At 47.1% G+C, this 533-nt stretch carries 1 protein-coding gene and 1 pseudogene; both read left to right on the top strand.

Annotation, left to right across the window (positions count from 1 at the left end; all coding sequences use genetic code 11):
* A partial coding sequence (fliN, locus tag R8N47_RS27975; protein ID WP_318186456.1) for a flagellar motor switch protein FliN occupies positions 1-357 on the top strand: 357 nt, incomplete at its 5' end.
* A 1-nt stretch (position 358) separates the two neighbouring features.
* Positions 359-533 (top strand): annotated as a pseudogene (locus R8N47_RS27970) (flagellar biosynthetic protein FliO); the annotation flags it as partial.

Genomic DNA, 533 nt, shown 5'->3' with positions numbered 1-533 from the left:
GAAGACCCGTCTGCACCTTCTATTGATGTAGATGAAGTATTGGCAGCGCCACTGGAAGAGCTGAAAGATACTTCTCGACCAATTACCGACGATGAACGTCGTAAACTCGATACCATCATGGACATTCCCGTTACCATCTCGATGGAAGTGGGACGTTCGCAAATCAGCATTCGTAACCTATTGCAATTGAACCAAGGTTCGGTCGTAGAGCTAGACCGCCTAGCGGGTGAATCGCTTGATGTCTTGGTTAACGGTACGTTGATTGCGCACGGCGAAGTCGTGGTAGTGAACGACAAGTTTGGTATCCGTTTGACTGATGTGATCAGCCAAACTGAACGCATCAAAAAGCTGCGTTAATATGACAAGTTCAATCACAAAGAGATTGAAGCAAATCACAGGAGCACTCGGTTTAATGCTGAGTGCTCCTTATGCATTTGCGGCTGCACCCAATAAGCTCGATGTAGCGATCACCTTGGCTTCACTTGTGCTGGTTATTGGTGTCATCTTGCTGTTGGCATCGTTGCTTAAACGCA

Source organism: Vibrio sp. 2132-1 (assembly GCF_033344315.1).
This window is presented reverse-complemented; position numbering and strand designations above follow the sequence as displayed.